Annotated in this window: 20 protein-coding genes; 7 read left to right on the forward strand and 13 right to left on the reverse strand. The window is 62.1% G+C overall.

Translation table 11 applies throughout. The annotated features are described in order from the left end of the window. Positions 1-126 precede the first annotated feature (126 nt). The 4 genes from J5J06_06915 to J5J06_06930 form a co-directional block, all read right to left on the reverse strand. A complete protein-coding gene (locus J5J06_06915; protein MCO6436800.1) occupies positions 127-2052 on the reverse strand; it encodes a HAMP domain-containing protein in 1926 nt (641 codons plus the stop codon). Positions 2053-2076: 24 nt separating this feature from the next. Beyond that, positions 2077-2769, reverse strand: a complete 693-nt coding sequence (locus J5J06_06920; GenBank protein ID MCO6436801.1) for a response regulator transcription factor — start codon at positions 2767-2769, stop codon at positions 2077-2079. A gap of 189 nt (positions 2770-2958) precedes the next feature. Then, a complete protein-coding gene (locus J5J06_06925; protein MCO6436802.1) occupies positions 2959-5022 on the reverse strand; it encodes a hypothetical protein in 2064 nt (687 codons plus the stop codon). A 6-nt stretch (positions 5023-5028) separates the two neighbouring features. Beyond that, positions 5029-6858 (reverse strand): hypothetical protein, encoded by a 1830-nt coding sequence (locus J5J06_06930; protein ID MCO6436803.1) that lies wholly within the window; start codon positions 6856-6858, stop codon positions 5029-5031. A gap of 62 nt (positions 6859-6920) precedes the next feature. On the opposite strand from J5J06_06930, the gene J5J06_06935 reads away from it, so the two are divergent. Next, positions 6921-7859 (forward strand): diadenylate cyclase, encoded by a 939-nt coding sequence (locus tag J5J06_06935; GenBank protein MCO6436804.1) that lies wholly within the window; start codon positions 6921-6923, stop codon positions 7857-7859. Positions 7860-8045: 186 nt separating this feature from the next. Then, on the forward strand, positions 8046-8546 hold the full coding sequence (locus J5J06_06940) for a metallophosphoesterase family protein (GenBank protein MCO6436805.1): 501 nt from the start codon (positions 8046-8048) through the stop codon (positions 8544-8546). A 5-nt stretch (positions 8547-8551) separates the two neighbouring features. Here the strand turns inward: J5J06_06940 and J5J06_06945 are convergent, their stop codons facing one another. Continuing rightward, positions 8552-9532, reverse strand: coding sequence for a hydroxyacid dehydrogenase (locus J5J06_06945; GenBank protein ID MCO6436806.1), 981 nt, complete (start codon positions 9530-9532; stop codon positions 8552-8554). A gap of 148 nt (positions 9533-9680) precedes the next feature. Here J5J06_06945 and J5J06_06950 point away from each other — a divergent pair, with 148 nt between their 5' ends. The 3 genes from J5J06_06950 to rpsI all read left to right on the forward strand — a co-directional run bounded on the left by J5J06_06950 (position 9681) and on the right by rpsI (position 11708). Next, a complete protein-coding gene (locus tag J5J06_06950) occupies positions 9681-10685 on the forward strand; it encodes a TIGR00266 family protein (protein MCO6436807.1) in 1005 nt (334 codons plus the stop codon). A gap of 70 nt (positions 10686-10755) precedes the next feature. Next, the gene (gene rplM, locus J5J06_06955) at positions 10756-11214 is read left to right on the forward strand and encodes a 50S ribosomal protein L13 (GenBank protein MCO6436808.1); all 459 of its coding nucleotides are present in this window, start codon (positions 10756-10758) and stop codon (positions 11212-11214) included. A gap of 47 nt (positions 11215-11261) precedes the next feature. Further along, positions 11262-11708, forward strand: coding sequence for a 30S ribosomal protein S9 (gene rpsI, locus J5J06_06960; GenBank protein MCO6436809.1), 447 nt, complete (start codon positions 11262-11264; stop codon positions 11706-11708). Between the two features lie 139 nt (positions 11709-11847). Here rpsI and groL read toward each other — a convergent pair whose 3' ends face one another. The 4 genes from groL to J5J06_06980 all read right to left on the reverse strand — a co-directional run bounded on the left by groL (position 11848) and on the right by J5J06_06980 (position 16604). Next, positions 11848-13524 carry a chaperonin GroEL gene (gene groL / locus J5J06_06965; protein MCO6436810.1) on the reverse strand — a complete coding sequence of 559 codons (1677 nt, stop codon included), beginning with the start codon at positions 13522-13524 and terminating at the stop codon, positions 11848-11850. Between the two features lie 87 nt (positions 13525-13611). After that, positions 13612-13911, reverse strand: a complete 300-nt coding sequence (groES, locus tag J5J06_06970; GenBank protein ID MCO6436811.1) for a co-chaperone GroES — start codon at positions 13909-13911, stop codon at positions 13612-13614. Positions 13912-14273: 362 nt separating this feature from the next. Next, positions 14274-16061 carry a cation:proton antiporter gene (locus J5J06_06975; protein ID MCO6436812.1) on the reverse strand — a complete coding sequence of 596 codons (1788 nt, stop codon included), beginning with the start codon at positions 16059-16061 and terminating at the stop codon, positions 14274-14276. Between the two features lie 90 nt (positions 16062-16151). Then, a complete protein-coding gene (locus J5J06_06980) occupies positions 16152-16604 on the reverse strand; it encodes a hemerythrin domain-containing protein (GenBank protein MCO6436813.1) in 453 nt (150 codons plus the stop codon). A gap of 342 nt (positions 16605-16946) precedes the next feature. On the opposite strand from J5J06_06980, the gene J5J06_06985 reads away from it, so the two are divergent. Continuing rightward, positions 16947-18662: an NAD-dependent malic enzyme gene (locus J5J06_06985; protein MCO6436814.1), complete on the forward strand. Its 1716-nt coding sequence runs from the start codon at positions 16947-16949 to the stop codon at positions 18660-18662. A gap of 181 nt (positions 18663-18843) precedes the next feature. On the opposite strand, the gene J5J06_06990 is transcribed toward J5J06_06985, so the two are convergent. Then, positions 18844-19077: a hypothetical protein gene (locus tag J5J06_06990; protein MCO6436815.1), complete on the reverse strand. Its 234-nt coding sequence runs from the start codon at positions 19075-19077 to the stop codon at positions 18844-18846. Positions 19078-19381: 304 nt separating this feature from the next. Continuing rightward, positions 19382-19867: an N-acetylmuramoyl-L-alanine amidase gene (locus J5J06_06995; GenBank protein ID MCO6436816.1), complete on the reverse strand. Its 486-nt coding sequence runs from the start codon at positions 19865-19867 to the stop codon at positions 19382-19384. A 470-nt stretch (positions 19868-20337) separates the two neighbouring features. Between J5J06_06995 and J5J06_07000 the strand changes: the two genes are divergently transcribed. Continuing rightward, positions 20338-20568 (forward strand): hypothetical protein, encoded by a 231-nt coding sequence (locus J5J06_07000; protein ID MCO6436817.1) that lies wholly within the window; start codon positions 20338-20340, stop codon positions 20566-20568. A 143-nt stretch (positions 20569-20711) separates the two neighbouring features. On the opposite strand, the gene J5J06_07005 is transcribed toward J5J06_07000, so the two are convergent. Together J5J06_07005 and J5J06_07010 are read right to left on the reverse strand one after the other, a co-directional pair. Next, positions 20712-21452, reverse strand: a complete 741-nt coding sequence (locus tag J5J06_07005) for a hypothetical protein (protein MCO6436818.1) — start codon at positions 21450-21452, stop codon at positions 20712-20714. Positions 21453-21622: 170 nt separating this feature from the next. Next, positions 21623-22441 (reverse strand): methyltransferase domain-containing protein, encoded by an 819-nt coding sequence (locus J5J06_07010; GenBank protein ID MCO6436819.1) that lies wholly within the window; start codon positions 22439-22441, stop codon positions 21623-21625. Positions 22442-22502: the final 61 nt, after the last annotated feature.

Below are 22502 nucleotides of genomic sequence, written 5' to 3' on the forward strand. Positions count from 1 at the left end.
ACTCCCATTGAGAAAACGAACTTGGTGGAGGTTGAAGGCGACCTTGCGACATCCGCGCGCCCAACGAACCCTTTCTCGAATCGTAAACCTAATACCTGTCGTCATCCGTGTCAGCCGAATCCTGCGTTAAGATTCCTTAGCGCTCGCGGCCGCGAGTCGTCGCGGCAACACTTGACGCGCGGGGATGGTCACCTCCACACGCGTCCCCTTTCCTGCAGCGCTTTCCAGCCGGACCGTGCCTTGCATCGCCGTAACAGCGTGTCGGACGATCGACAGCCCGAGGCCCGTCCCCCGATTGGAACCGGACCGGGCGCGCTCCACCTGGTAGAAACGCTCGAATACCCGGTTTTGCTCAGCGGCCGGTATGCCGCAGCCCGTATCGGCGATCGAGATCACATGACTGCCACCGCGCAACGTGACGGTCATCGAAACCTGCCCACCCGCCGGTGTAAAGCGAATGGCGTTCTCAATCAGATTGCGGAGCACGATGCGCAGCAGATCCATGCTGACGACAAGGTATTGAGCTTCGGCGGCAATCTCCGCAGTCCAGTGCAGCTCTTTCTCAACCAGCGCCTCAGCAAATGCGGCGTAGAGCTCGTCGACAACCTCCTCAGTGCTGACCCGGGCAGGCACAAAGTGGCTCGTGGGGCTCTCCACCCGGGAGAGATCCAAAAGGTCTGCAACCATGGCCTCCATGCGCCCGCTCTGGCGGTCGATTACATCCACAAAGTGGCGGAACGCGGCGCCGTCCCCGGCCGGATCGAGCGTTCGTAGCGTATCAACGGCAACGCGAATGGCCGAAAGCGGGGTACGCAACTCGTGAGAGGCATTGGCCGCGAAGTCCGCCTTGATCTGCATGGTTTGGGCCAACTTGGTCACGTCCGTAATCACGACCAGCCGCCCCAGAGATGGAACCGAACCCTTTTCCGAGGCCTTTACCGCCGCATCCGGTAGTGCGATGTCAAACGCCCGCGCCAGGAGAGAAAGCGAACCCGTGGGGCCTTCCACCTGGAACTTGGACTCCACGGCATTGCCGGAGGAGTGGTTCGTTTCCAGCGATACCGGGACCTCCGCCGCCGCCGCCTCGCGAAGGGGCTTTCGATCGGAGTGGAGAAGCTGCTGAACCTCGTGCTGCGGTATGCAGATTTCGACCGGCAGACCTTCGAACGTTCCATCTGAGCGCGGCGAAACCATGTGCAACAGGCGGGCGGCCTCGGCGTTCACAACCACCAGGTCCCCGGCGTGTGACGCTACGATGACCCCTTCATGAAGTTGCGCCACCAGCGATTGAAGCGTGCGCCGCTGGCGATCGATGGTGGCGAGCTGCCGAGTGATGTCGTCGCGCATCTGATTCAGCGAACGGGCGAGATCGGCCACCTCGTCCGAGCCCGACACGCGGATGCGCGTCGAGAAATCCCGGCGAGACAGGCTGCGAGCGGCATCACGAATGAGCTTGATTCGTCGGCTCCAGAGCTGCGCCAGCCCCAGCGCCAATCCGATGGCCGCCAGCAACGACACACCTGCAATCGCCCAGATAACACGTCGATCCGTCGCCGCGTGGAGCCCGATGCTCTGAACGGGAACCGCCACACGGACGACACCGGCTGCGCCGTCGGGGCCGTCCACGCGGCGCGCGACGTATCGAAACTCCTGCCCGAGCGTCCGGGACCAGCGCCGGGAGCTGCCCGCACCACGATCGAGCGCCTCCCGGACTTCGGGTCGATCGGCGTGCGATTCCATTTCGGCGGGATGGGCGTGCGAATCGCCAAGAACGATGCCGTCCGCTGTAATGAACGTCACCCGAAAGGCGCCACCGCCCTCGCCGCGCAATGCCTTGGCAAACGCATCGAGTTCGTCACGATACGGGGGCCCGAAATGATCGCGCATGGTCAGCGCCAGAGCCTGCGCCTGGCTCTGGAGATAGTCAGTAAGCGTCGCCTCGTGGATGCGGTCCAGCTGGGAAAGGAACAGCCAGAGGCATGCCCCCACAACACCTGCCAGCAGCAGGGCGTTGCCCAGGAAGAGTTTCCAGAAAAATCGGCCCGTTCTCATCTGCCGCCAAACGATCGCATACGCTTACTTCGGCGCCCGGAATGTGTAACCCACGCCGCGAACGGTCTGAATCCACTCTGCCGCCGATCCCAGCTTCTTTCGGACTGCGGCAATGTGAACGTCGATGGTACGATCGGTGACTGCCACCGTAGGACCGAGGACCGTGTTGATGAGCTGCTCGCGGTCGAGAACGCGACCGCTGGCCGCCATGAGCGTCCGCAGAACACGAAACTCCGTCGTCGTAAGAGAGACAATATCTCCTTGCACGGTAACCTGGTGTCGGCCCTGATCCACGGTCACCGGCCCGATGCTGATTACGTCGGCATCGACCGACGCCGCGTCAGACCGGCGGAGGATCGCCGCCACACGGGCCAGCAACAGCTTCATGGAGAACGGCTTGGCAACGTAATCGTCCGCCCCGAGCGCGAATCCGACAAGTTCGTCCGATTCCTCGGCCTTGGCCGTCAGCATGATGATGGGAATTCCCGACGTCCTCGTGTCGCGCTTTAACTCCGTAGCCACCTCGTCACCGGACCGACCCGGAAGCATGCGATCGAGGATGATCAGGTCCGGCTGCTGCCGGCGTACCTCGGCCAAAGCCGTCTCGCCATCGGACGCGCGTCGGAAGGCGTAGCCCTCCCGCTCGAGGTTGTATCCCACCGAATCGGCCAGATCGAGTTCGTCTTCGACGATCAGAATGGACCGTTTCCTGCTCATCGCAAAATCCGGAGAAAGGCCGCGGAGAACGATCCCGCATGGGCGCTGAGCCGTCGTCCTTCTCCGGACAACGGGTTTGCGGGTGTCACCGGTTCCCCTATTGGACCTTGAAAATATTAAGAAAAGATGAAGGCCGAGAACAGCCCCGGAATGACCCAACCACACCCGAAAACAGCCGCCGGCACCGATTTATGGGACCAAGAATACGGTAATGTAAGGTGCTTCCGAACGTGGCAACCTGAATTCCCGCGCCTTGCAAAGCCCTGCCCTTTCCATGTCCTCAAACAGCTCCCGATTGACCTCCTCAGGAAATCCGTAGGCCGAGTTCCGCAGCCGCCGAATCTCTCCCCAATGGACCATAACGTGGGAGTATCCCTTTTCCTCCAACCACGCGAGGACGGCCGGACCGCGATCCGGCCGCTGCGCCGATCGCACGGCTTCGACAAAGGGGCACGCGTTGAACACGACACAGTAATCGACTTGGTGCCGAACGTAGAATGCCCGGGCGTCACCAACCAACAGGATGCGGGCGTCGGCCGGGAGCTCCTCGTTGACAAAGCCAAGATACTCGTACCCGGGGATCTCGCCTTCATAGATCGCCGAGGCGGGTATGCCGCCATACACGCCCCCCGGCGCCTCCGACTGAAACAAGTTCATCGCGAAGAACATGCCCCAGGCAGCGCTCACGAGTAGCAAAGCCATTGCCACGTTCCGCCGCCACGATGCGGCACGCGTGCCCAATGCTCGACCTACCAGCAGCAGAAGCGGAATCATGAACACGACCGCAAACCGGGCATAAAGGTGCGTGAAGACGATCCAGATCAGCAGTTGGAGAACGAGAACCGCCGCCAGTGCCCCGTCCGTGCGATCCCGCCGGCGGGCGAACAACCCGGCTATTGGCAACACCGCGATCGGCCAGGCCAAGCGTTGAAGCGGATCTCCGAGCGTCCTGTCCCAGAGCATCCGCATTCGGGCTAGCGGCGGACGTTCGGCCTCGACCGGACGATGTCCCTCCTGCCATCGCACCGAGCATTCCTCGTTCCAGCCCGGCGGCGACGCATGGAATACACTGTTCGCCAGGGGGAAAACGGGATTGCCGGTCATGGCCGCATTCTTAAGGAGCCAGGGCGCGAACGTCGCCGCTGTCGCAAGCAGGAAGATGGCACCGCGCTTCAGTCCCCGCGTCAGCGAAGGCGCCGGAACCGCCAAAGGAATCACCGCCAGCGGCAGGACAATCAATGGCAAGGCCGTGTATTTGCACCCGCAAGCCAGTCCGCCGATGACCCCGGCAGCCAGCAGCGAGCCGCGAGGCGAATTTGACCTGCTGGAATCCGCCGAACCGCCTGCGCGAACCAGCATCGCCGCCGCCACCATCCCATAGAAAAGCATCGCGTTTTCAACGTACGCCAGGCCGCTCAGGTAGACGAGCCATAGGCAAGCGGTGGTTGTAGCGCCGGCCACGACCGCACCACCGCGCGAATGGTCCCTTCCCGCAGCCGCAGCAGCGAACACGGTAAGACCGGCGAAAAGCAAATGAATCATGTTTGCGGTCACGCCTGCATCCACCGTTGCGCGTTGTACGACCATGGCGAGCAGGTAGAGCATCTCCACGTTCGCCGGGAAGTTCGCGTAGACGTTGTGCGCGGCGTAAAAAATCCGCCCCGCGTCGAAGTACTCCCGCGGCATTTCCAGGTGATATTCCAGCACGTCGTAACCGAATCCCTCCTGCCGCCAGATCATCCCCGGTGCGTTGGAGGCCGCCAGCAGCGCCGCTGCGAGGAAAGGGGCAGCCGCGAGCCAGAACCAGGGCGAGATCGCGGTTCCTTTCTGCCCTGGCAGCGAAAGCTCGCCTGCGATTGTGTCGGACCCGCCCAACAAGTTGCGGAGGCGGATCACGCCGGACACTCCCATCAGAAGCAGAATGACCAGCCAGACGTACGAATACAGAATGCCAACCAGTCCGAGCAGAAGCACGAGGATCGAGGTCGATCCCGTGCCCAGCGCCGCGCCCAGGAGCAGGTGCCATCGCAGTGGCATCGGACCGAGCCGGAACACGGGAACCAGCCAGAGACCGGCCAGCGCGGGTGGAACTACGATCATCAGCGCCGCGATCAATTCGACACCGATCATCGGGAGGGCGTACGGCACCAGGAGCGCAATGATCGCCATGGCAACGACAAGTACCCCCGCGACGACAAGGGCCTCCTGCCGGGATTCTCTTCGTGAAGGGGATAGGCTGGGTTCGCCGGCCACGCGGCATCAGCCTCCGTGGTCAAACAAGGCGTGACGGGCTTTCATCAGCCCCACGAGCGCATGCTGGCAATGATCGATCCGAAGCAAATCGAGCGCCGGCGTGGTACGAACGCCGCCGACGGCGTTCTTGGGACTGCGAATAAAATACGCCTCCTCTGGTCGGATGCGAAGCTGAAGTACGAATCGCGTTGCGCCACGTACGATCTTCTCGTAGCGTTTCACCCGCTCCTGATCGTTCAGCTCCCGGGCCAGTCGCAGTGCATCGGCAAAGCCCTCCAGATAGGAAGCCGTGGCTACCCCCGCCCTGCCCTTTTGGTAGGCGGCGATTCCGCCCCACAACTCCGGCCAAGTGCAGTTCTCCGGCGTGAGCTGCTTCTTGGCCAGCCAGTCCGTCAGCTCGAACACGTACCCGGCATAATCCTGGCGCCGACCGTGCTGCGCCATCAGGGCATAGGCCTGAGACTGCCACGGAACCAACGCGGGCGAAGGGATCCCCCGGAAATATTCCCGATAGAAACCCATCGCCCGATTGAACGCATCCAGGATCTTCGCCGACGGATCGAGCGTGTAGTGCTCGGCCATGGCGAGGAGCGCCTCACCGGGGAAATAATCCTGCGCTTCGATATTCTCCGCGGGAGGGAAAGCGGTCACGAACATGCCCGACGGGCGCTGCAACCACAGCATTCCCTCGATAAGTTCGCTGCGTACATCGGTGTATTTTTGCCGATCGGGATGCTGTGCGAGCGCTAGCGCCAGCAGCGCCGTCACGCCGAGCTTGTTTTTTCCGTCGGCCGTGGCAATGAACGCCGCATCACCACGCCCCGGAATGTCGCGCAGGCCTTGCAGGTGATAACGGATGCCCTTGTCGGACGCCGCGAGTGACGCGCTGAGCCCCGATTCCCGCGCATGGAGCGTCAGCGCCAACGTGGCACCCACTTGCCGGACCAGATTGTCTTCATCGGAAAACGCATCCCGCGCCGGCTCATATTCGTACGAGAACAACCCGGAGGGCTTCTGCCGCCAGACCATGTACTCGGCCAGCTCTTCGATGGCCCGGTCGAGTTCGTCCGCGGTCACTGCCTCGGGCGGGACCAGTACCAGCCCGCGGTGCAGCGACACGATTTCGGCGCCCGCTTTGGCCTGGTACCAGTGAATCGTGCGAAACCGATAGAGCCGCGTTTTCGGAATCTCCATGGGATTCTTCTGAACTTGCCGCGCAAGACTCCTCAGACCCTGTGCCACCGTCACGTCCGATGTAAATACCTCCGTCGGGCAGAAGCGGTATGTACCCGATGGCCCCGCCAGAACCATCCCGTGGACCCCCGGCTCGATGAACGAATCGACGGCCCGCGGCTGCGTCCAATCGCCGACGCTGGGTATCGCCTGAGCAGGCCCGACGACCTCAATCTCAATCAGCAGCTCGGCCGAATCGCCGACGGATGTCTCGACCACTTGCGCCAGGTTCTTGCCGGCCGCGGCGGCGGCATCGCGAACGGCATCCGCAATTGGCGCCGGACCGCCCGAAGACGCCGCCAGCAGGAATCCCCCCTGCCGCAACCGGACAACAACCTCGGTGGTCTTTTCCTGAAGCGACGACGGTATGTAGTCCGGCTCATAGGGATCCCGCCCGAGCACCGTATCGCGGAGCGCCCGGCGGGCCACTCGGGAGAGGAAGAGCTTCTCATGGTCAGCCAGCGCTGGGACTGCGGGTTCTGGCAAAGCCTCGACCGACGCGGAATCGGACCTGTCGGCGGCATCAGCCGCAAAGGCCCGACCGACCGGCAGCGAGCATAGAATCAATGCCGACAACAGGGACAGAACAACTTTGGTCTTCATGGAGCCGATCAGTATAGTGGCGGTCGCCGGACCGTCCAACGCAGCCCGGCCTGGTGCAGCCGATGCCCGACAACGACAACGCCAACAACATCGCCGCGTCCATCATCGCCGCGTCGGCCGACGTGGTTCGAAAGACCCACGCCGGTGTCCTCTTTGCGTACATCAGCGCCGCGGGTGACTTGGCGGCCCTGCGATCGGCCATCAAGAAGCCGGCACGACTCGTGCTGGTCGCCCGCAACGAAGATGAGCGCCATCGCGGCGAGGCTGTCGGAGCGGAGACGCTTACCGTACCGCCCCTCGATCTTTCCCGCATGGGCCAGATCAAGATGGCTTCGCTGATCGCCATCTCGCAACAACTGCTCAAGCCCGACGACGTGTTCGTCTTCCTGACCGGCCTGCCCGGCGGACAAATCGATTCACTGATTACCATGCGCGTGGGCAAGGAGTTCGAGCTCTTCCAGTCGGTCGATCAGCCAAAGCTCACGGAACATATCCGCCAGCCCGTCTTCGAGCGCGTCCTCCGCGTCGCCCTGGAGTTGGGCGAAGAAGGCCGCGAGGGCAAACCGGTGGGGACGATCTTCGTGATCGGCGACCACCGCCAGGTGCAGAAATACTACGACGAAGGACGGATCAATCCTTTCCGGGGATACACTGAGAAAGAGCGCAACATCCTCGACGACACGATTCGCGACACGGTTAAGGAGATCGCCAAGCTCGACGGCGCCTTCGTGATCAAGGGAAACGGCGTCATTGTCGCAGCCTGCGCTATGCTCCGTCCCTCCGCCCCGGGCGAGGAACTCGCCCAAAGGCTCGGTGCGCGCCACGCAGCCGCCGCAGGTATCACCGCCGGAACCAGGGCCATTGCGATAACCCTTTCCGAGTCGACCGGGGACGTCCGCGTTTGGCGCCGCGGACAGATGATCACCGAACTTGAACGGTCCTCGCGTTCATCTCTTGCGGCGCACAGCGGCCCTCCCCGAACACCTCCCGGACCCGCTTAGCGAAATCCCTGCCTGGAATCCGGCTCACGCTGGCGTGAATACCCCATTACGCCCTGGACCGCCCGATTCGCTTTTCTCGCTGGACTTGCCGCCTGACGTTTGACAGAATGGCCTGTTCCGCGCCCGCCGCCGTTAGGATGGGCGCTTTGTAACCACCAGCCAGCGCACTGCGCCGTTCATCGAACCATGCTCATTGGCATTCTCTCCGACAGTCATGGACATTACGAACGGGTTCGCCGGGCCATGGAACTATTCGACCGCTTGTCGATCGAGCACATTGTCCACTGCGGCGACGTGGGCGGACCGGCGGTCTTCGACGAAATGGTCGGACGCGATTGCACATTCGTCTGGGGCAATACCGACGAACCATCCATGATAACGCCCGCCTACCTCAAGGCCGTGGGACTGCGCCCGCCCAAGTCTGTACCGGCGCGCGTCGATCTGGAGGGAAAGCGCATCGCCGTATTTCACGGGCACGAACCCGGCTTTGAGAGCGCTCCGCGGCAGCTCGACGTGGACTACATCTTTCACGGCCACACTCACCGTGCCAGCGATACCCGCTTCAACGGTGTCCGCCTGATCAATCCCGGTGCGCTATGCCGCGCGTCGCGGTACACCGTGGCCGTGCTCGACCTCTCCAGCGACCGCCTGTCATTCCATGAACTGCCCAGGACGGATGATCGCTGAGCGGATCAGTTCACCACATTCTGCGGCTTGCCATCCAGCGCACAGCGGATGTTCTCGAAGGTCTGGCGCGCACGCTCCATGAGCGCTTCCCGCGTACGAAACCCGATATGTGGTGTGAGGATAGTCTTCTCGGGAAAACCAAGGAGCGGATCGTCCGTCGCTAGCGGTTCCTGATCGAATACGTCCAGGGCGACCCGAATCTCCTGTGACTTCAGAGCGGCAAGTAGGGCGACCTTGTCGACAATCGGCCCACGCGAAGCGTTGATCAGGCAGGTCCCCGGGCGCATCGCCTGGAGTTCCTTGCCTCCGATCAGACCCCTTGTTTCGGACGACAAGGGCACGTGCAGTGAGACAATGTCGCTCGCCACGCACAGTGCCGTTGGCGTCGAAACATACGCGCCGCCCAGCCGCTTGAATACCGCCTTCTCCGTCCTGCTCCAGCCCAGCAGCCGACACCCCATCGCGGCGAAGACCTCGGCCGCGCGGCAGCCGATGGTCCCTGTTCCGACAATGCCGACGGTCTTGCCCGCCAGCTGCCGCCCGGGACTGACTCCCTTCCACCACGGGGCGATGTCTCCTTGTGTCGCCGCGAACGCGCGCATCTCGCGCTCCACGCGCGGCACGTCTCGCAGCAGTGAAATCGCCAACGCAACGGTCAACTCCACAACCGAGTCCGATGCGTAGCTCGGAACATTGCACACCACGGCGCCGCGTTCACGGCATCGATCAAGATCGACAGCGTCGTAACCAGTAAATGCCACGGCCACGACGCCGACGTTGGGCAGTCCAGGCTTGCCCCCCAGAAGCGCTTCTCCGACCGGCGTGCGAACGGTGATAATCGCGCGAACGTCTTCCTTCGGCACCGAGTCGAGTCGGTCCGGCCGAACCAGAAACGCCGAACCCAGACCAGCGTCGGACATGAGCGACCGCATGGCTTGCTGGTCAATTCCCAAGTCGTCGAGCACGAGAATATGCAAATCACTCATGATTCTGACCACCTGAATCCCGCGGTTTCATTGACCATGCTTCCGCCGTTCCGCACAATGACGCGCAAGCCGCCGCAACGCAACTTGGCGGCGATAAGGGTAAGTCAAGCTGAATTTTCAATCGCCGAGAGTACCGGAGCAGAGAATCATGAGCACGGATACAGGTTGGTATTACGTAAAGGATGGCCAAACAACTGGACCGGTTACGCGTGAGGAGTTGATAGGCATTCTTCCCACCGTAGGTGGGCCTAAAACGCTCGTCTGGGGCCCGGGAGTCGCGGACTGGACGGAGGCCAGACACATCGCCGCCCTGCGACAATCCATCGAAGCCGGCACCGCCCCCCCGCCGCGCGCCGCCGGCGTGCGCCGCAGCGACGAGATCGACTACGAGATCTTCGGCGACGACATGCAGTTCGTGGAGATCACGCTCGATCCCGGTGAGGTGGTCATCGCCGAGGCCGGCGGCATGCTTTACATGACGAACGGCATTGAGATGCAAACGGTTTTCGGCGACCCCTCCAAGAACCAGGGCTTTTTCGGAAAACTCTTTGACGCAGGCAAGCGCGTGATCACCGGTGAGTCCCTGTTTCTGACCACCTTCGGCGCCACCAGCAACCGGCGCGAGCAGGTTTCCTTCGCCGCGCCCTATCCGGGCAAGATCATCCCCATGCACCTGAACGAGCTTGGCGGCGAGATGATCTGCCAGAAGGAGAGTTTCCTGTGCGCGGCCCGCGGCGTTCAGATCGGCATCGCCTTTCAACGGAAGGTTCTCGCGGGTCTGTTCGGGGGAGAGGGCTTTATCCTCCAGCGGCTCACCGGCGATGGCTTGGCGTTCGTGCATGCCGGGGGCACGATTTGCCGCCGGGAACTGGCCGCCGGCGAGACACTCCGCGTGGACACGGGCTGCCTCGTGGCGTTCCAGCCGAGCGTCAACTACGACATTCAGATGACCGGCGGAATCACCAACAGCATCTTCGGCGGCGAAGGCCTTTTCCTCGCGACACTGCGCGGCCCGGGCTCCGTCTGGCTCCAGTCGTTGCCTTTCTCCAAGCTGGCCGGTCGGGTTCTGGCCAACATCCGCCCTGGCGGGCGGAAGGACGACCAGGGCTCGATCCTCGGTGGGCTGGGGAACCTGTTCGAGAGCCGGGGTTGACGGGCGCCAAAAAACCGCTACATTACGCGATTCTCGCGCAGTGAGTTCGGCGTGATGTAGAGGTAAGCTTATGCCGCAGTGTAAGTTACGTAGTTTTCAGGCCAGAACCCCCGCTGACGTGGAGCCTAAGTGGTACCACGCCGACGGAGATGGCCGCATTCTCGGGCGGTTCGCCGTGCAAATCGCCACAGTGCTCATGGGCAAGCACCGCCCTACCTATACGCCCCACGTGGACACGGGCGACTTTGTCGTCGTTACCAATGTTGAGAAAGTCCGCGTCACTGGGCGCAAAGACGAAGAATACAGCTATCCGAAGTACACGTACTATCCCGGCGGATATCGCGAGATTCCGTTTCAGCGGGTCAAGGAGCAACATCCCGAACGTATCCTGATGGAGACCGTCCGGCGCATGCTGCCCAAGAACGCCTTGGGAAGGGCCATGCTCAGCAAGCTCAAGGCCTATGCCGGACCCAGTCACCCCCATACCGCCCAACAGCCTCAGCCCTGGGCGTTTGATCACCTTGGTTAGAGGAGGAATTTCTTAACGTGGGCACCGAGCCGATGACGACCGTGGATATGCCAAGCGAGCCGGTTGTTACACAACCCGCTCCTGCGAAATCCAAGAAGGCCCTCAATAACCCCTATATCTGGGGCCTGGGACGCCGCAAAACCTCCGTCGCCCGCGTGCGAATCCGCCCGGGAACCGGCAAATTCGAAGTCAATGACAAGGAAATGGACGCCTACTTTAACCACGAGCGCGATCGCGGGCTCGCCCGCCAACCGCTCGAGGTGACCGATACGGCCAAGTCGTACGATGTATTCGTCAACGTGGCCGGGGGCGGTTATTCCGGCCAGACCGGCGCCGTGGTGTTGGGACTCGCCCGCGCTCTGGTCAAGGTCAACCCGGAATTCGGTCCCAAGCTGCGCGAAGCGGGCCTGCTGACGCGCGACTCGCGCGAGGTCGAGCGCAAGAAGTACGGCCAGGCCGGCGCTCGCCGCAGATTCCAGTTCTCGAAGCGCTAGGCGGTATTTCCAGTACAGCCGGGCTCCTTCGGTTCGGCGATCACGAAACAAGACGACCCCGCCGAAGCCCATGCCTCGGCGGGGTCATTTATTGAAGCAGCGCCAGGCTTTCCCGGCACTGATTGGATTCTTCGGCGGCTTACATCATGCCGCCCATACCACCCATTCCGCCCATGCCACCCATACCTCCCATTCCGGCGCCCATGCCGGCCGGGCTCTTCTTATCCTTCTTCTCCTTGATCTCGCTGATGGCACAGTCGGTCGTCAGCAGCAGGCTCGCAACCGACGCGGCATTCTGCAACGCGACGCGTTCGACCTTGGCCGGCACCAGCACGCCCATTTTCACCATGTCGCCGTAGTCGCCGGTCAGGGCGTTGAACCCGAAGTTCACATCGCTGTTTTCCGACACCTTCTGCCAGACGATCGAGCCGTCGAGCCCGCCGTTGGCCGCGATCTGCTTCAGCGGAGCCGATAGCGCCCGGCGAACGATATCCACGCCGGTCTTCTGATCGCCCTTGAGCTTCTTGACCAGGCCATCCAGTGATTTCGCCGCACGAACGGGCGATACACCCCCGCCCGGAAGAACACCCTCTTCGACGGCCGCGCGGCACGCATGCAGCGCGTCTTCGACCAGGGCCTTCTTCTCCTTCATCTCGACCTCCGTCGCGGCACCCACGTTGATCTGCGCGACGCCGCCGGACAGCTTGGCGAGCCGCTCCTCCAGCTTCTCACGATCGTAGTCGCTGGTCGTGGCGTCGATCTCGCTCTTGATTTGCGCGATGCGACCCTTGATGGCGTTGGAAGAACCGCCGCCTTCAATGACCGTGGTGTTGTCCTTATCGATGCGCACCTTCTTGGCCGAGCCGAGGTCCGACATCTGCACGTTCTCGAGCTTGACGCCCAGATCCTCGAAGATCGCCTTCCCGCCCGTGAGCACGGCGATGTCCTCGAGCATGGCCTTGCGGCGATCGCCGAAGCCCGGCGCCTTCACCGCACACGCCTGGAGCGTGCCGCGCAGTTTGTTGACCACCAGCGTGGCCAGAGCTTCACCCTCGATGTCCTCGGCGATAATCAGCAGAGGCCGCCCCGACTGCGAGACCTTCTCCAGCAGCGGGATCATGTCCTTGATGTTGGATATCTTCTTCTCGTGAATGAGGATGAGCGGCTTCTCGAATTCGCAGCTCAGGCTCTCAAAGTTATTCATGAAGTGCGGAGAGAGATAGCCCTTGTCGAACTGCATGCCCTCGACGAGCTCGACGGTCGTTTCGAGCGTCTTGCCCTCCTCGACCGTAATCACCCCGTCCTTGCCCACCTTGTCCATCGCCTGGGCGATCTTTTCGCCGATCTCGCGATTCTGATTCGCCGCGCAGGTACCGACCTGTGTGATCTGCTCGCTGCCCTTGACCGGCGAGGACATCTTCTTGAACTCTTCGACGACCGTCTCGACGGCTGCCTCAATGCCCCGCTTCAATTCCATTGCCTCGGCACCCGCGGCGATGTTCTTGAGACCCTCGTCATAAATCGCTTCCGCATACACGGTGGCCGTGGTCGTTCCGTCGCCGGCAACGCTGGAGGTCTTCGAAGCGACTTCACGGACCATCTGAGCGCCCATGTTCTCGTACGCGTTGTCGAGCTCAATCTCCTTCGCCACGGTCACGCCGTCTTTGGTTACCGTCGGCGAGCCGAACGATTTCTCAATCACGACGTTCCGGCCGCAGGGTCCGAGCGTGCTCTTGACCGCCCGTGCGAGCTGCTTGACGCCGCGGCGAATCGCCTCACGGGCGTCCATCTGATACGCAATCTGCTTTGCTGCCATATCGGCGATACTCCTTCGCTTGGGGAATTACGAGTTTCTGCTTCGCTTGAGGAATCGGGCAGGCGTCATGCCTGCGGCTCGCCTGGACTACTTCTCGAGCACGCCCAGGATGTCCGATTCTTCCATGATCATGAATTCCTCACCCGCCACCTTGATCTCCGTCCCGGCGTAGCTGGTGAACACCACCTCGTCGTTTTTCTTGACCTGGAGCGGGCTGCGCGTGCCATCGTCCAGCAGCTTGCCGTCGCCCACGGCCAGAATCACACCGCGCTTCGGCTTTTCCTTTGCACTGTCGGGGAGAACGATGCCGCCGGCGGTTTTCTCCTCCGCCTCCACCCGCTTGACGATCACCTTGTCCCCCAGGGGACGGATGTTCAACTTCGCCATGGACTGCCAGCTCCTTTCTGACGGGGCCGCTCAACCGGCGGCCGCCACGCCAATCCACAAATGGAATGATCTCGCCGAGCGAGAATCGCTCGGGCCGAACCCGGCGCATTCAAGACCGCATGCCGGACCTCCGCCCGGAACTGAAAAGCACACGCGGTGCCAAAGAGCGGCGGCCTCTCCGGGCCGGGGCAGCAGAATCACAAGCTATTTTTATACATATGTTTACGGTCACATGGGAGGCGCTCGTGCAGAGGTCGCGGTTCTCCATGCGACTGTCAGAACAGCGCCCTCCGACCGGAGCGCTGCCAGATTGGCAGATTTGCGCGTTGCGGCCGTGGCCAAACACCGTCGACCCGGTCGCTCTACAAGGTGCCCGCCCGCTGGCGAACGGTCCGCAACAGGTCTCGCTGCTCGACCATGCCCACCAGCCTTTGATTTAACAGGCTCTCGACCACGGGCAGCACGCTGACATTGTGCCGCCGGAATTCCTCCATCAGGTGGTCCAGAGGAAGATCGATCGGGACGAACACGGCCGCCTGATCGGAGAGGTCGGCAGCGGTCAGCAATCCCGCCAGCACGGGATCGTAAATCACGTCTCGAACATCGTGGAAGTGAATTACGCCGCAGAATGTCCCGTCGTCATGCACAACGGGGAAATGGGCATGCGTCGAGCGTTCGATGAAGTGAAGCACGTCGTCAAAGGGCTCAGATGCACGGAGTGTCTCGACATTGCGACGCATGATGTGGCGAACTTCGAGGGATTCTGCTCCCGTTCGCAACGGACTGCGCTTCCATCCAACGAGGCGCCCTAAAGACTCCAGGGTGAGCCGCGTGACCGCTCCACCCTCATCTGCGGCGCCGCCGGATCGACGCAGCAGCGTCACGGCCTTGACCTCACCTGCCGCAACAACGCAGCGTTTCAGCAAGAGCGGCCCGATGCACTCGAAGATGACAACGCTTCCGAGCAGGACAGTGGCGAAACGCGATGCCGCAGGATGATCCCAGTAGTGCTCGGCGAACGCGGAGAGACCGATGGCGATCGCCGCCTGGCATAACATGGCCGAACCCAAATCCACGCCGGCTTGTGGAGGAAGGCCGACCCAACGGCCGCCCCAGCGACCGGCCAGGGTCTTTGAACCGAACCGGGCTATCAGGAATGCTACGCCGGTAATTCCCAGCGCTGGCACTTCCTTGAGATGCAACCCGTAACCCGCAAGAACAAAGAAGGCGGCGTAGAGCGGTGTACCCATGACGCGCAGGGTGGCTTCCAATTTCGGGGCATCAACCGTCAGGTTGGCGAATACCGCCCCGATAACCATCGCCGTCAGGAGAAAATTGAAGGAAACACCCTTGTGGGTGAGCAGCCAGTTTTCCCCTGTTCCCAGCAGGATGAAAAGCGTGAAGAAAATCAGGAGTGTCTCGCTCAAGGCCAGCCGGGCGTAAACGATGCTGAGAAGCGTGCCGGCCGCCACCCCCAACACGATGCTTCCGGCCGTCATCGCAAAAAGTGCGAGCAGCGGGCTCTGGGTCACCGCCCCCCGCGTAGGAATCGCTCCGATCGAAGCCAGAGCCAGGAAGACGGAGTAGAACCCCACCAGCGCCAGAACATTGTTGATGCCTGTCAGGCCCAGAATCGTGTTGGTAATCGGTCCCTTCGCCTCGTACTCCTGAAGAACAAGAACGGTCGCAGCCGGTGCCGTGGCCAAAGCCACGATCGCCAGAAGGAGGGAAAGTACCGCAAGGTCGGCGAAGGACATTCCGGCCCGATCGAGAAGCCCCGAGGCGAAGCAGGCCGACGAGACCAGAACAACGACGGTCACGGCCTCGACGAGAGCGAGTCTCGCGATCCGCGGGCCGGTCAAGCGCAGGCGGTTCTTGTCGAACACGCCACCAATGGTGAAGAGAATCAGGCCAAGCGCGACGTTCTTGATGGTCTTGAGGGGCTCGGCAGATGCATCCAATGCGGCGCGAGCCTCGGCGTCGTCATTGTAATCAAACAGCCACCGCAGGCCGGCACCCAGCGCAGCTCCTGCCAGCAAGTACCCCACCACCTTGGGAATGCGCAGGTAGCGAGACACGTAGGCGCCGACGAGTCCGGCGACCAGCATCAGCGCCAGGAGGAGTCCGGTTTGTGGGATCTGCGCATGCACGGCTGGCGTGCATTGTGGCGTCAGACGCGTTCCGGGCAAGCGACACCCGGCGCGACCACTCAAAACGATAAAAGGCCCGGGGGGCTACAATCAGTCCTTCGTGCCGATGTCGTGGGTGAAAACGGTGGAAATCAGGATATTCTCGGCGCTCTCATGGTGCTCAAGAAACCCGAGCAGCGCATTGATCCGAATGCAGCAATCGCGTACGAGAAGCCGGTCCGTCGCCTGGAGGGCAAGAACCGCCTGGTGGACGTTGTCCAGAATGCGCATCATCTCTTCATGCTCCTTGCGGAGCGCTTCCACCTGCGGGGCAAGTCCCGGCCTCCTTTCGAGCACGGGAAGGAAGTACCCGTCTCGCTCCTCGAGCGCCATGTGCTGAACCAAGTGAGCGCGAAGGTGCTCGAACCGCTGCCGGAGCTCTCCCAGCCAGGATTGGAAATTGGCCCAGTGGATCACGGCGGTAATCTGCCTGACGCTGTTGGCCAGCTCGTCCACACGGTCATGTTCTTCGCGCATTGATCGGGCCAGGTCCACGGCTGCCATGATCGCACCGTCCTTCCTATGACTGCACCAAAGTTCACCTTCCCCGCAGATTATCCGCACGGCGGTTAATGGACTCAATCTTTCGAGCGCCACGAAACCGACATGGTCCCGGCCCGGGGATCTCCCTACGGATCCCTTGCAGCCCGCGTGCCAACGCCATGGAGCTGCCTTTTCCGCACCCCCAAACTCGGCCCGGAGCACTGTTTTCGGGATGGTATTCAATGGCGATTTGTCCGGCACCGGACTTGCTAGGCGGATTTACGGTACCCGCCCCTTGTCGCGCGGGCACGGACGCCGACCCTGGCGTCAGGCAGATCGACTCTCGTGATAGGATGCACACCCATGGGCAGCAAGCCATTCGCCTCAACCCTCCGGAGCAACACCGGCCCGATTGCCGTCGACAAGCGCGGCGTTCACCTCCTCCGCGACCCCATTCTTAACAAGGATGCGGCCTTTACACTGGAAGAGCGGCGCTCGTTCCAGTTGGACGGGCTTCTGCCCCACAAGGTTGTCTCCGTTGACGAGCAAGTGGCGCTTGAACTGGAGCATCTGCGGGCCAAGCACGACGACCTGGAGAAGTTCATCGGCCTGGCGGCGCTCCAGGACCGGAACGAAACGCTGTTCTACCGCGTTCTGGTGGAGAATTTCACAGAACTGATGCCCATTGTCTACACGCCGACCGTTGGGCGGGCCTGCCAGGAGTACAGCCACATCTTCCGTCGGCCTCGCGGGTTGTGGATCACGCCGTCAGATATCGAGCGCATCCCGGACCTGCTCCGCAATGCCACGAATACGGATGTCCGGCTTATCGTGGTTACGGATAATGAGCGGATCCTCGGCCTGGGGGATCAGGGCGCGGGTGGCATCGGCATTCCGATCGGCAAAATCGCCCTGTATTGCGGCGCGGCGGGTATTCACCCGCAGCACACCCTGTCTATCAGCCTGGACCTGGGCACCGACAATGCGGAGTTGCTCAACGATCCGGCTTACTTCGGCTTCCGCCATCGCCGCTTGCGCGGGGCACCGTACGAGCAGTTCATCGAGGCGTTTGTTGCCGCTGTGACCGATGTCTTCCCCAAGGCGCTGCTTCAATGGGAGGACTTCCACAAGGATATCGCCTTCCAGAACCTCGACCGTTACCGCAAGCGCATCCGCTGTTTCAACGACGATATCCAGGGAACTTCGGGCGTGGCCGTGGCGGGCGTTCTGTCCGCGCTGCGAATCACGGGCCAGAGTCTTGGTGAGCAGCGGATTGCCTACCTGGGCTCCGGAGCCGCCGGCGTGGGAATCGGACGCCTTGTACGCAGCGCCATGCTGGAGGACGGCGTTCCGAGCGACGTGGTCGAACGTGCCCAGGTGTTCCTCGACTCCCGAGGCCTGCTCTTTGAGGGGCGAACGATCCGCGACGCGCACAAGCAGGAATTCACCATGCGCAGCGCCCGCATGAAGGAGCTGGGAATTCCCGCGGCCAATACAGTGGACATGCTGGAAGTCGTGGCCAAATTCAAGCCGACGATCCTGGTGGGTACGACCGCCAAGGGCGGCGCCTTCTCGGAGGATGTCATTCGGGAGATGGCCAAGCACGTCGAACGGCCGATCATCCTTCCGTTCAGCAATCCCACGTCCAAGGCCGAGTGCACGCCGGAAGAGGCCATCAACTGGACGGACGGTCGAGCGATCGTGGCTACGGGCAGCCCGTTCCCGCCGGTCAAGTACAAGGGTCGTACGCACGTCATCGGGCAGGGTAATAACGTGTTCATTTTCCCCGGCGTGGGGCTGGGCTGCATTCTCTCGGAATCCCGCGAAGTGACGGACTCGATGTTCCTTGTGGCGGCGCGGACCTTGGCCCAGCACGTCCATCCGGAGCGGCTCGAGGTCGGCGCCATTTATCCCGACCAGAGCGACCTCCGCGAGGTGAGCCGGCATATCGCCTCGGCCGTCATGCGTGAGTCGAGACGGCTCAACCTGGGGCGAATGATTCCGGACGACATGGTGGATGAAGTCGTGGCTGACGCCATGTGGTACCCGGAGTATCAGGAGTACGTGCCGTCGTTCTGACCCACATGGTCGGCGAATCAGCGATTGGAATCTCCTTTGGGGCGGTGACGGCGAGCGGGCATCGCCCAAAAGGCACGACCGGCACGCGGGATGGCTCCGCGTGCCGGTCGCTCTTTAGGGAACGATGAAGAACCCCGGGGCACGCCATTCGGCGCTCGCCGGGGCCAATTTGGCGCAAGTGCTATGTCGTTGCCAGGCCGTTCGTGCTGCTGCTCGAACTGCTCCCATCGTCCAAGCTTAGGAAGAAGGCCGTGATCAGCGTCGAGCCCAGGCTCTGTGTGGTCGTCTCCAGCCCGGTAAGGAGGGCGTCGCGGACAGCGGGGTCGCAACCGCCCAGTTGAAATGCCGATCCGCCGACGGCCAGCGACATGGCCAGCCGGATCATCCGCCCACGAAACGTCCTGCGATTGCTCATCTTCGTGCTCCTGCGTGAGGCTTTGGCCTGAGTTCGCCCCCGTAGTTATAGGCAGTTAAGGGTCCTTCGGTTGCCCCCGAAACGACTTCCTCGTCGGCTTACGGGGCGTCTTCCGGCCTCCGCGCGTGTGGCGCGGTGACCTACCACGGTAATGAATCGGCGGGCGGCCGACACCCCTTTAGAAACATCCGATATGCTCGGTTACGGAACTTGTCCAGTCCACGACCGCCCCCTGGACGACTCTCGGACCGAAATCGGGCCGTCCTTGCCGTAGTTTCCAATACAGAAAACGCCGGTGCCGGGGCTATTGCAGAGGGTACGCGGATGCCGCTACCGGGCCGGTCAGCGACCGCCGGAAGGCCAACATCGGGAAGTTCCGACCCGGACACTGTGTCTTGTGATTTATTTCACCGTGACTGTAAATGCGGCTGGGTGGAATATGGCACTCCTCCGAAAGGAACGCGACGAGGCGCCGCAGCGACGCCATCTGCTTCGGCGTGGGTCCCCTTCGCGTGAAATCGCCCACCAGGCAGATGCCGATGCCATGATCGTTAAAGAAATTATCGGCGGTTTTGCAGTGAGCACCATGCTTTTGCTTGTTCCACCTCGGACCGACTTCAATCATCCCGTCCGGCGTGTCCGTACCGTTGCCGATAACGAAGTGGTACCCGAGCTCGTCCCAGCCGTTGCTTTCGCGATGGAACCGATCAAAGGATGCGGCGCCGCCCGTCGGCGTACCACTGTGGTGGACGACGATCGCCTTCCAGCGGGGGTCAATGCGGTGACCCACCGGAAACCAGGCCTCCGTAGCCGAACGAGGCCGGCGCGATCGCTGTGATGCCGGCGGACGTGGCGGTTGGCTCAAGGCGCTGGGTCGACGGTAAACGACTTCCGGCGGTAAAAGGTCCGGCTCGTAGCCCTGATCGTCGTAAACACACCCCCCCAACGTCAAACCAAGCAAGGCGAATCCGATCGAGCACCACACCCCATTGGGTCGCAAGGAATTGCTCCTGTACACGCAGCTTGTCAAGCGGAAATCCAGCAAACGACTTGCCCCTTCCTATCGGTCATCGTCGCTGGATTCGTCAAGTCTTTCAAGCGGCAATCGCAGCGGTCTTTCCGCGCCATGTGCATCCGGGCGATGACGCCGCGAGAACGCGCGCGAATTCCTGAAGAACATGCGCCGGGCGCTCGATGGACTAATAGACAATCTCGGTACGGGGTGACCTTCGTACCGGGCGCGGACCTGGGGGCCGCGTCATGGCCGGGACAATCATGGAGGAGTTCATGGTAGCGTGGACGATTACGGGCGAGGACGTACGCCGGGCGGAAGTCACATTCTGGACGAAGGCCGCTGGTCAGCTGCCCGTTCTGCGCGACAAGAAGGTCCACGCCGCCCGTGAGCGTATTGCGCGGAACCGGTACAACCGGCCGTCCGTTCTGGATGCGACGGTCAGCCAGATCGCCCGGGAATTTGAGGAACGCGCCTGATCCCCAACCTACTGCGAACCGTCGGGCGGACCGGCAAACTTTCTCCCATCCCACGCCTCGGCGAATCCACGCGTTGCTTTATCCGGAAGAGTGCGTCGAGCCGGACAGAATTTCTTCACCGGGAGAGAAAGAAACCAAAGGGCTCAGGCGCGGGAAGTCGCAGATTCAAGAAAGAGGATGCGCCCGCACGATTTGCATAACTGGATTTCGTCACGGGTCTGGAGCGCGTTCACCACTTCCAGAGTGACCGAGATGTTGCATCCCGAGCACAAATAGTCTTCTTTCTTGGGATGCAGCTTGCGCACCGCCGCCATCGCCTCACCTTCGAGGTGTTCCGCGACCCGAATAAACGTCTGCAGGGTCGTTGGCGTGATTTCAGCCGAGAACTCATCGCGCTGGGCCATGAGCTCCTCGCGCTTGGGTCGGTCCTTCTCGTCGTGATGGGCCAGAGCCTGCTCCGCCTGGCGAAGGCTGTTCAGTCGGGTTTCCTTTTCCTCTTGCAGCGCTTCGAGCTGCGTCTTGAGGTTCTGAACCTCTTCCATGGCCTGGAGGACGGTGTTCTCGACTTTGGTCTTGTCGGCCTGCTCGGTGTTCTTGGCCGCGAGGATCGCCGCGTATTCCTTGTTGGTCTTGGCCTTGTTGAGGGCTTCGCGGTGATGCTGGATGGTGGATTCGCGTGATTCGAGATCGAGGTTAAGGGCGTCAAGCCGGATCTGGGCCTGGCGGATCAGGCGTTGCTGCTGCTCCATCTTGTCATCGAGCTGACGAAGGGCCTTCTGTTGCACCTCGACCCGCCGGACCCGCGATTCCCGATCGCGTCGCAGTGCGGCGAGTTCGAGTTCGACTACCTGAAGGCGATGCAGAGCATCGAGCGTTTCGCCCATTTCGAATACTGTCCCCTCGGACGCGGTTTTTCAAATAACGTTGCCCCGGACGTACCGGAACAGACATTCCGGGGATTATGGGCGCGCGGTGGACAGGTCGCAAGCGGAAAGTTGAATCCGTCCGGTCATCCCCACCAGCCGGCATGGCCGAAACGGTCGCGGTTTCGGGTTCAGCCCCGCTTTTTGTGCACACGACAGGCCACCTGGATGTGCGAGGCGCGCCCGATTGCGCCGGGATCCCGGCAGAGCGACTTCTCCACGCGCGCCCAAGCCCGCCGCTCGGACGACTCGGCCAGAAGAGCCCGATAATGCCTCATGGGCAAGACCGTCTTGCCGATCATGTCCAACAACTCGAAACCCGCCGCGGAGAGCACGTCGCTGATCTGCGCGGGAGACCAGGTTGTGATCGGAAACTGCTCCTTCGGATCACGCGTTAGCCACCGCGTCCTACCGTCGCGCAGGAAGCGCTCCAAATCGCCCCGGTTTCCCGCCTGGAGATAGAAGTCGATCGCTGCCAGACGGTTGTCGAACGTGGCTACGAGCACGGCTCCGTCAACGAGAATCCGGCGGATCTCGGCCAGAGCACGGGGGGGCGATTCACTGCATCCGATGGGATCACCCAAAGCTACCGCGAAGTCGTACGAATCATCCTCGACCTGGGGCATGGTGCAAAGATCGGCCTGGAGGTAGGCGACGGGCGCGGAACTCGCATCCTCCCCGAAACGCCTTCGGCACTGGTCGAGCATCGCCGGGGAAATGTCCAGGCAGCTGACGGAAAACCCGCTCTTGATTAGCTTGGCGGCCCATTTTCCAGTCCCGCAACCCAGGTCGATGACCCTTGCGCGGAGATTCCTGGGCAGGTAGGACTTGAGGTGAACCCAGGTAAGGCTGTCGTGCCATCGCCAGAACGCATCCTCATAGCTTTGGTCATAGCGCGTCGCGACGCGGTCGTGGTAGCGCTGAACAGCTTTCCGCTTCGATCGCCCCATCCATTTATTGTAGAACCGCCGTAAGGCCGAGCAACGTTATCGGAAACGGGGACCGGTCTCC

The sequence above is a fragment of the Phycisphaerae bacterium genome (assembly GCA_024102815.1).
Taxonomy (GTDB): Bacteria; Planctomycetota; Phycisphaerae; order UBA1845; family UBA1845; genus JAGFJJ01.

Excerpts from the sequence above, each read along its gene's own strand:
- J5J06_06915 (MCO6436800.1), bottom strand. The coding sequence starts at position 2,052 with ATGAGAACGGGCCGATTTTTCTGGAAACTCTTCCTGGGCAACGCCCTG.
- J5J06_06920 (MCO6436801.1), bottom strand. The coding sequence starts at position 2,769 with ATGAGCAGGAAACGGTCCATTCTGATCGTCGAAGACGAACTCGATCTG.
- J5J06_06930 (MCO6436803.1), bottom strand. The coding sequence starts at position 6,858 with ATGAAGACCAAAGTTGTTCTGTCCCTGTTGTCGGCATTGATTCTATGC.
- J5J06_06935 (MCO6436804.1), top strand. The coding sequence starts at position 6,921 with ATGCCCGACAACGACAACGCCAACAACATCGCCGCGTCCATCATCGCC.
- J5J06_06940 (MCO6436805.1), top strand. The coding sequence starts at position 8,046 with ATGCTCATTGGCATTCTCTCCGACAGTCATGGACATTACGAACGGGTT.
- J5J06_06945 (MCO6436806.1), bottom strand. The coding sequence starts at position 9,532 with ATGAGTGATTTGCATATTCTCGTGCTCGACGACTTGGGAATTGACCAG.
- J5J06_06950 (MCO6436807.1), top strand. The coding sequence starts at position 9,681 with ATGAGCACGGATACAGGTTGGTATTACGTAAAGGATGGCCAAACAACT.
- rplM (MCO6436808.1), top strand. The coding sequence starts at position 10,756 with ATGCCGCAGTGTAAGTTACGTAGTTTTCAGGCCAGAACCCCCGCTGAC.
- rpsI (MCO6436809.1), top strand. The coding sequence starts at position 11,262 with ATGCCAAGCGAGCCGGTTGTTACACAACCCGCTCCTGCGAAATCCAAG.
- groL (MCO6436810.1), bottom strand. The coding sequence starts at position 13,524 with ATGGCAGCAAAGCAGATTGCGTATCAGATGGACGCCCGTGAGGCGATT.
- groES (MCO6436811.1), bottom strand. The coding sequence starts at position 13,911 with ATGGCGAAGTTGAACATCCGTCCCCTGGGGGACAAGGTGATCGTCAAG.
- J5J06_06980 (MCO6436813.1), bottom strand. The coding sequence starts at position 16,604 with ATGGCAGCCGTGGACCTGGCCCGATCAATGCGCGAAGAACATGACCGT.
- J5J06_06985 (MCO6436814.1), top strand. The coding sequence starts at position 16,947 with ATGGGCAGCAAGCCATTCGCCTCAACCCTCCGGAGCAACACCGGCCCG.
- J5J06_06990 (MCO6436815.1), bottom strand. The coding sequence starts at position 19,077 with ATGAGCAATCGCAGGACGTTTCGTGGGCGGATGATCCGGCTGGCCATG.
- J5J06_07000 (MCO6436817.1), top strand. The coding sequence starts at position 20,338 with ATGGCCGGGACAATCATGGAGGAGTTCATGGTAGCGTGGACGATTACG.
- J5J06_07005 (MCO6436818.1), bottom strand. The coding sequence starts at position 21,452 with ATGGGCGAAACGCTCGATGCTCTGCATCGCCTTCAGGTAGTCGAACTC.
- J5J06_07010 (MCO6436819.1), bottom strand. The coding sequence starts at position 22,441 with ATGGGGCGATCGAAGCGGAAAGCTGTTCAGCGCTACCACGACCGCGTC.